General features: G+C 35.7%; 4 protein-coding genes. 2 read left to right on the top strand and 2 right to left on the bottom strand.

Features of this window, described 5'->3' with window-relative positions:
* Positions 1–247: 247 nt before the first annotated feature.
* On the bottom strand, positions 248–742 hold the full coding sequence (locus FDM27_RS15925; RefSeq protein WP_181161692.1) for a DUF4304 domain-containing protein: 495 nt from the start codon (positions 740–742) through the stop codon (positions 248–250).
* A gap of 261 nt (positions 743–1,003) precedes the next feature.
* Positions 1,004–3,919 (bottom strand): FAD-binding and (Fe-S)-binding domain-containing protein, encoded by a 2,916-nt coding sequence (locus tag FDM27_RS15920; protein WP_140487975.1) that lies wholly within the window; start codon positions 3,917–3,919, stop codon positions 1,004–1,006.
* 450 nt (positions 3,920–4,369) lie between these two features.
* On the opposite strand from FDM27_RS15920, the gene FDM27_RS15915 reads away from it, so the two are divergent.
* Both FDM27_RS15915 and FDM27_RS15910 read left to right on the top strand, forming a co-directional pair.
* Positions 4,370–5,932: a glycoside hydrolase family 10 protein gene (locus tag FDM27_RS15915; protein WP_140487974.1), complete on the top strand. Its 1,563-nt coding sequence runs from the start codon at positions 4,370–4,372 to the stop codon at positions 5,930–5,932.
* On the top strand, positions 5,919–7,193 hold the full coding sequence (locus FDM27_RS15910) for an MFS transporter (protein WP_140487972.1): 1,275 nt from the start codon (positions 5,919–5,921) through the stop codon (positions 7,191–7,193). Before FDM27_RS15915 ends, FDM27_RS15910 begins: the two co-directional genes overlap by 14 nt.
* The last annotated feature ends 30 nt before the right edge of the window (positions 7,194–7,223 follow it).

Raw genomic sequence — 7,223 nt, 5'->3', positions numbered from 1 at the left:
AAAAGTACTCGTTTTTTTTCAAAATTCAGGTGTTATTATTTGATAATAAAAATACGAAAAATAGTATTAAAAAACAATTAAAAACACTTGCTAATTCAGCAAAAAACTCTTAACTTAATGACATTGTGCTCGCGCTAGCTGGGGGAATAGCTTTTTCATTGCTTGTTAAAGGTTGTTTTGAAAATCTTTGCGGGCACAGAATATAATTCTGCGCTAACTATTGTGGTAAATCAGCGCAGTAGGGTTTCTACTTTTCAAAATTTTCTAATAAAGAAAGATAGTGTTTTCGTTGTCCTTCAGTAATTCCTAACCAACCTCCATTTCTCCAAAGTGTCACTAAGTCACTTGTACTCCTAATAGTCTCAAAATTCGGTATTACTTTTTCTCCAATAATTTCAGCAATTTCATTTGCTGCTTTTATAGCTGAATCAATACTTTCCACGGTCCACCACTTGTCTTGTTTATCATCAAGGTAAAAACCAATTCTTCGATTATAATGACGTTGATGTTCTATCGGTAAACTTGTATCGTCAAGTTTTGAAATAGATACACTGGCGATTTCAGTATTTACTGTCAATTTAAGAATGCTAGCTGTCGAGCTTTGACTACTTTGTACTCCAATGAAATAGGTCAAGTCCCCATTTGAAAAGCTAAATAAATTTCCCTTTTTCTTAAAATGTTGTTCTTTAAGTTCTCTTGTCAGTTTATCTAAGATTACTTTTTTATAGTCTTTTGACATCATTTGGCCCATCTTTACAGTTGCAGGTAACTAGTTTATAAACATATAACTCCATCCTATTTTCTTCAAATCATATATAATATCCGTAAATTTTCAACTTACATTATTACATATTTTTTTTAATACATAAACACAAATTTAAAAATATTTCTTACATACAAAGTATTATTTATTTTTAAAGCAAAACAAAAAAAGAGCTACCCTCCTTATCGAAGAATAGCTCTTTTTCCTATTGATTTTTGAAATTGTTATTGCTATTGCAATTTAATTAATCAAACAACTTTTTAGTATTGAAACCGGATGCTGGGCTTTTCGGCTGGTACCATCATAAATTTGATGACGGCAAGAAGTTCCTGCTGCGGCAATAGACACATTTTCATCGGTAGCCCTGATTTTTGGGAACAAGGTATCTTCACCCATTTGCATGCTTATTTCGTAGTGCTCTTCTTCATAACCAAAAGAACCCGCCATTCCACAACAACCGGAGTTGTAAATAGTAACCGAATTGTTTTTAGGCACATTCAACATCGCAAAAGTAGCTTCGACAGCACTCAATGATTTTTGGTGGCAATGTCCGTGAATTTTAATCTGCTTTTCGCTGGTCGAAAATTGTCCTGAATGAATTTTCCCTGCTCCAATTTCTTTCTTGAAAAACTCTTCGATAGTCAAAACGTTTTTAGCTAATTTTTCGGCAGCAGTTTTATCTTCTGCCAATCTTAAATATTCATCCCTGAAAGTCAATATTGCCGAAGGTTCAATTCCTATTAACTGACAATCATCTGAAATAATAGGTGCAAAAGTAGCAACGTTTTTTATCGCAATCATTTTAGCTTCTTCCAGAAATCCTTTCGAAATATAAGCTCTTCCACTTTCTTCATGCTCCACAACTACCACTTCGTAGCCTAATTTTGTCAACAATTCGAAAGCATCAATCCCTACATTTACATCATAATAATTAGTGAATTCATCGCAAAACAACACCACTTTACCATTTGGATATTCCTTATTGCTATTGACATTGTTATTGCTAAGCCATTTTCTAAAAGTCTGTTTGGCCAATAGCGGAACTTCACGTTTCTGTGCCACTCCCATTCCTTTTTTTACAATGGAAAGATTGGAAACAAAATTAGTCAGGGCAGGAAAAAGACTTCCCATCTTATTCATCTTGGCATTATTAGCAAAGATTTTATTTCGAAACGAAAAACCATTTGCTTTTTGGTATTGGTATAAAAATTCCGCTTTTAAAGTCGCCACATCCACATTAGACGGGCATTCGCTGGCACAGGCTTTACAACTCACACACAATTCAAAAACTTCGTATAATTCCTTGTGATCAAATTTATTGTCTTTTTCAGAATGCGTTAAATATTCGCGTAAAGCGTTGGCACGGGCACGAGTTGTGTCTTTTTCATTGCGGGTAGCGCGATAACTTGGGCATAAAGTCCCTCCCGCCGAAGGCAATTTTCTACAATCGCCCGAACCATTGCATTTTTCGGCAGCTCTCAAAATCCCCATACTGTCTGAGAAATCCTGAATGGTTTGAATATCCGGTTCTACCCTATCGGTTTCAAAACGGAAATTCTCATCCATTTTTAAGGCATTAACAATTTTGCCCATATTCAAAACCGAATTCGGGTCGAATGCTAATTTGATGCGTTTCAATAATTCGTAATTCTTTTCACCAATCATAAAAGGTAAAAATTCACCTCTTACAATTCCGTCTCCGTGTTCTCCACTTAAGGAACCTCTATATTTTTTAACCAAAATAGCGACTTCGGTAGCGATATTTCTAAATTGGTAAACACCTTCCTTAGTCTTTAAATTCAACACCGGACGCAGGTGCAATTCGCCCGCACCGGCATGAGCATAATAAATGGCTTCCTGTCCGTGACGTTTCATCATAGCCGAAAAATCAGCAATATAATTAGGCAAATCGCTCAATTCCACCGCAGTATCTTCAATAGAATCGGCTGCTTTATCATCGCCCACAATGCTTCCTAAAAGTCCAAGACCCGCTTTGCGGAGTTCGTTTACTTTTTCAATATCGGCACCGTATAATTTTACCGAAGCATAACCAAAATTATTGTCTTCTAATTCTTTAATCAGGACATCGGCCTGCTTTTCGGCTTCTTCCATGCTGATGTACGAACCTACCTCAAACATCATAATCGCTTTGGGTTCGCCCTGAATAAAAAAGCGGTTTTTACTTTGTTCTTTATTGTGTTTCGTACAATCTAAGATAGTATCGTCAATCATTTCGCAGGTGTACAAATGATGCTTCATGGCAATCATTACCGCCTCTAAACTTTCCTGAATACTGGTAAAATGAGTCACCACCATGATGTTATTCGTTGGCGGTAAATCGTCTAATTGCAAAGTAACTTCAGTTGTAAAAGCCAAAGTTCCTTCGCTACCACAAAGTAGTTTACCTACATTTATTGTTGGTTCAGTACCTCCAAACAAATCCGATTTCAACAACACATCAACCGCATAACCGGTATTTCGTCTGTGGATTTCCGGTTTTGGAAATTCGTTTTTTATCTCTTGCTGGTTGGCTTCATTAGACAATTCTTCATAAAGCTTTCTGTAAATGGCACTTTCTAAAGAATCTCCTTTGGTTTTTTCTACAAATTCAGCCGAAGTAATTGTATTAAAAATAGCTATAGAACCATCGGCCAGCACTGTTTTGATTTCAACAATCTTATCACGGGTAACTCCGTAACGAATAGAAGTAGTCCCAGAAGAGTTATTCCCCACCATTCCTCCTATCATACAACGATTAGAAGTAGAGGTATTAGGTCCAAAAAATACCCCGTGTGGTTTTAAATACAAATTTAATTCATCTCTAATAACACCCGGTTGTACCGTAACGGTCTTTTTCTCGGCATCGAAAGCGACAATTTTTGTAAAATGTTTCGATACATCTACCACAATTCCGTCACCAATAGTTTGTCCTGCCAAAGACGTTCCGGCAGTTCTTGGGATTAATGTCGTTTTATTTTCAATGGCATAACGCACTAATTTTACAATATCCTCAGTACTTTTTGGCAAAGCTACTGCCAAAGGAACAATTCGGTACGCCGAAGCATCAGTGGCATATAAAGTTTTATGAAGATCATCATATAAAAGGCTTCCTTCTAAAGAATCGGACAATTGCTTTAACGAGTGTGAATGAGACATAAATAGAATATCTTTTGTGTATTTAATACAGTTCTAAAAATTATTTGACAAATATAATATACCTGTTGGTTGAAAGTGTTTTTTAATTATTTTTTTTCTTTTTTGCTTGATCAAAAAAGAAACAAAAAAATATTCATGCGTTCTTATTGTTTTTTGGTATTCATGAATCTTCGATTTCAAGTCTTACGCTTCCTCGTCGGTCAAATTAGTTTTCGAATGCTAAAAGAAAAGAACTCGCTAACGCTCAAACAGCTTTTCTTTTTAAGCATTCTTCAAACATTTGATACTCGACTGCGGAAGCTAAGGACAGTGAAATCTCGAAAACACCAAGTTTTTTTGTTTTGGCAAAAAAATTGTATGACTAAAAAACATAAGGAAAATTAATCCTAAATTATCTGATAAACTTCGCTAAAAAAACTATTTTTGGTAACTGTTAAAACATCGCATTCAATGAATCATAAAAACCAAATCTGCTTATTTATCTCCGTTTTGTTGCTGTCTTTTGGCTACAGCCAGGCACAAAATAAAACCGCTAATCCCAAAAACGAATTCAGAGCCGTGTGGATTGCAACGGTTGCCAATATTGACTGGCCTGTAAAAAATACCGATTCGGTAGCCAAACAAAAAGCCGATTTTATTGAGATTCTAGATACTTATAAAAAACTGAATTACAATGTAGTTATAGTACAAATACGCAGCGCCGGTGATGCTATGTATCCAACAAATTTAGCGCCTTGGTCAAAATACCTGACTGGAAAACAAGGGTTAGCACCTTATCCTTTTTACGATCCCTTAGATTGGATGATTACTGAAGCGCACAATCGTGGATTTGAATTTCATGCCTGGCTCAATCCTTACAGAGCGACTATGGATTTGAACACATCCGAATTAAGCAGAAGTCATGATGTAATCAAACACCCTGAATGGATGATTAAATATGGCGGAAAATATTATTACAATCCGGCATTACCTGAAGTTCAGGCACATTTAATTAATGTAGTTAACGAAGTAGTTACTAAATATGATGTGGATGCCATTCATTTTGATGATTATTTTTATCCGTACAGAATACAAGGAGAAGCATTTAACGATACCGCTTCCTATAGAAAATACGGAAAAGGCATGAGTGTGGAAGATTGGCGCAGAGACAATGTGAACAATTATCTAAAAAACACTTATGATGCTATCAAAAAACTAAAACCTTGGGTGCAATTTGGCATCAGTCCTTTTGGGGTCTGGAGAAACAAATCAGTTGATCCAAAAGGTTCTGACACACAGGCCGGACAAACGAATTATGACGATTTGTATGCCGACCCAATGGCCTGGATGGAAGGTAATTACATTGATTACCTTTTACCTCAGTTGTACTGGAGCATTGAGCACAAAACTGCTTCATATGCTAAATTATTAAAATGGTGGTCTGAAAACACTAATACAAACACTGCTCTTTACATTGGAAACGGAACATACAAAATCAATAATGATTCGGATAAAAAATGGTTCAATCCTAACGAAATTCCAAACCAAATTGATTTGACCCGCAGCTACCCTAACGTTAACGGAAATGCTTTTTTTAGTGCCAAATGGTTTGTGAACAAAAACAAAGCTGTAACCCAATTACTGCAAGACAATCAATACCAATATCCTGCCTTGCCTTATGTAGTTCCTAATTCGAGACAAGAAGTTAAAGATGTGCCAAATGTAATGAACATCAACCATCAAAGCGATAATACTGTAATTAGCCTGAGTTTTCCAACCCAAAGTAAGATACGTTATGTTGTGGTTTATGGAGTTACCAATAAAAACCTGATTAATGTTAATGATCCAAGTCAGATTATTGACAAAATAGCTTTTAAAGAAACTAATGACAGCATCAGCATCAAAATACCAAAATTATATCTGGAAAAACACAATAACTGCGCATTGACCTTTATCGATTATTTTGGAAATGAAAGTCAGGCCACTTTATTAAAAGCAAACAATAAAAACCTAAAAACAAATGAAGACAGATAATAACCCTTGGTATTGGATTCCATTATTAAATTTTGCTTCAGGTTTTCCGTATGTAATAATCATTTCCGTTTCGGTATTAATGTACAAGAACCTCGGAATCAGCAATGAAGACATTGGATTATACACCAGTTTATTATACTTACCATGGGTAATTAAACCCTTATGGAGTCCGTTTATTGACTTGCATGGTACCAAACGAAAATGGTTTTTAGCCATGCAATTATTCATTTCGATTGCCTTCTTGCTTGTGGGATTTATTATTCCAACAACTCAGTTTTTCATGATGAGTTTGGCTATTTTTTGGGTAGCCGCCTTTGCTTCTGCTTCCAATGATGTAGCCAGTGACGGATTTTATTTATTAGCGTTAACCAAAGACCAACAATCCTTCTTTTTAGGAATCCGAAGCACTTTTTACAGAGCATCAATGCTAACAGGAAATGGATTAATTATTTTATTAGCCGGTTATTTGGAACATTTGTATGGTGACAATCAAAAAGCCTGGTCGTACACCATGATTTTCGTTGGATTGGTAATGACTTTTTTAACTATCTACAACTATTTTGCTACTCCAAAAGCAGAATTGCCAATTAAAGCAGGAGAAACCGAAGAGAAAAATTTTGCCACTGTTTTTGCAAGTTTTTTCAAAAAGAAACAAATTAGATTAATCCTTGCTTTCATCCTTTTATTCCGTTTAGGAGAATCACAATTACTCAAGATGCTGACTCCTTTTTTAGTCGATAAAACAGATGTAGGAGGAATGGGATTAGCAACCGAAGATGTTGGATTAATATATGGAACATTCGGATTAATAGCACTTACTGTTGGAGGAATATTAGGCGGAATCGCAATTTCTAAACAAGGGTTAGGAAAATGGATGTTGCCTATGATTTTAATTATGCACTTGCCTATTATTGGATTTGTATTGCTAGCACATTTTCATCCCGCTTCGGTTTATTATATCTATGTGGTAGTTATTTTGGAGCAATTTGGTTACGGCTTTGGTTTTGCCGCTTTTATGATGTACTTAATTTATGTTGCCGAAGGCGAATCAAAAACATCCCACTACGCTATTGCTACTGGTTTTATGGCATTAGGCATGATGCTTCCGGGAATGCTTAGCGGATACATTCAGGAATATTTAGGTTATGGAAATTTCTTTATCTGGGTTTTCTTAGCTACAATTCCTGGAATCATTTTATCCCGATTTTTAGTTTTTCCGAAGGATTTTGGGAAGAAAACCGAAGAAGCAATCAACCAATAGCACACGGATTTCACGGATTCGCAAAGCGAA

This window comes from Flavobacterium sp. GSA192, assembly GCF_006386525.1.
GTDB classification, from domain to species: domain Bacteria; phylum Bacteroidota; class Bacteroidia; order Flavobacteriales; family Flavobacteriaceae; genus Flavobacterium; species Flavobacterium commune.
The sequence above is the reverse complement of the archived record's forward strand: the minus strand, read 5'-3'. Positions and strand labels throughout refer to the sequence as shown.

What these genes read in the sequence shown, in the direction of transcription:
- FDM27_RS15910 (WP_140487972.1), top strand. Translation starts at nt 5,919, where the DNA reads ATGAAGACAGATAATAACCCTTGGTATTGGATTCCATTATTAAATTTT.
- FDM27_RS15915 (WP_140487974.1), top strand. Translation starts at nt 4,370, where the DNA reads ATGAATCATAAAAACCAAATCTGCTTATTTATCTCCGTTTTGTTGCTG.
- FDM27_RS15925 (WP_181161692.1), bottom strand. Translation starts at nt 742, where the DNA reads ATGATGTCAAAAGACTATAAAAAAGTAATCTTAGATAAACTGACAAGA.
- FDM27_RS15920 (WP_140487975.1), bottom strand. Translation starts at nt 3,919, where the DNA reads ATGTCTCATTCACACTCGTTAAAGCAATTGTCCGATTCTTTAGAAGGA.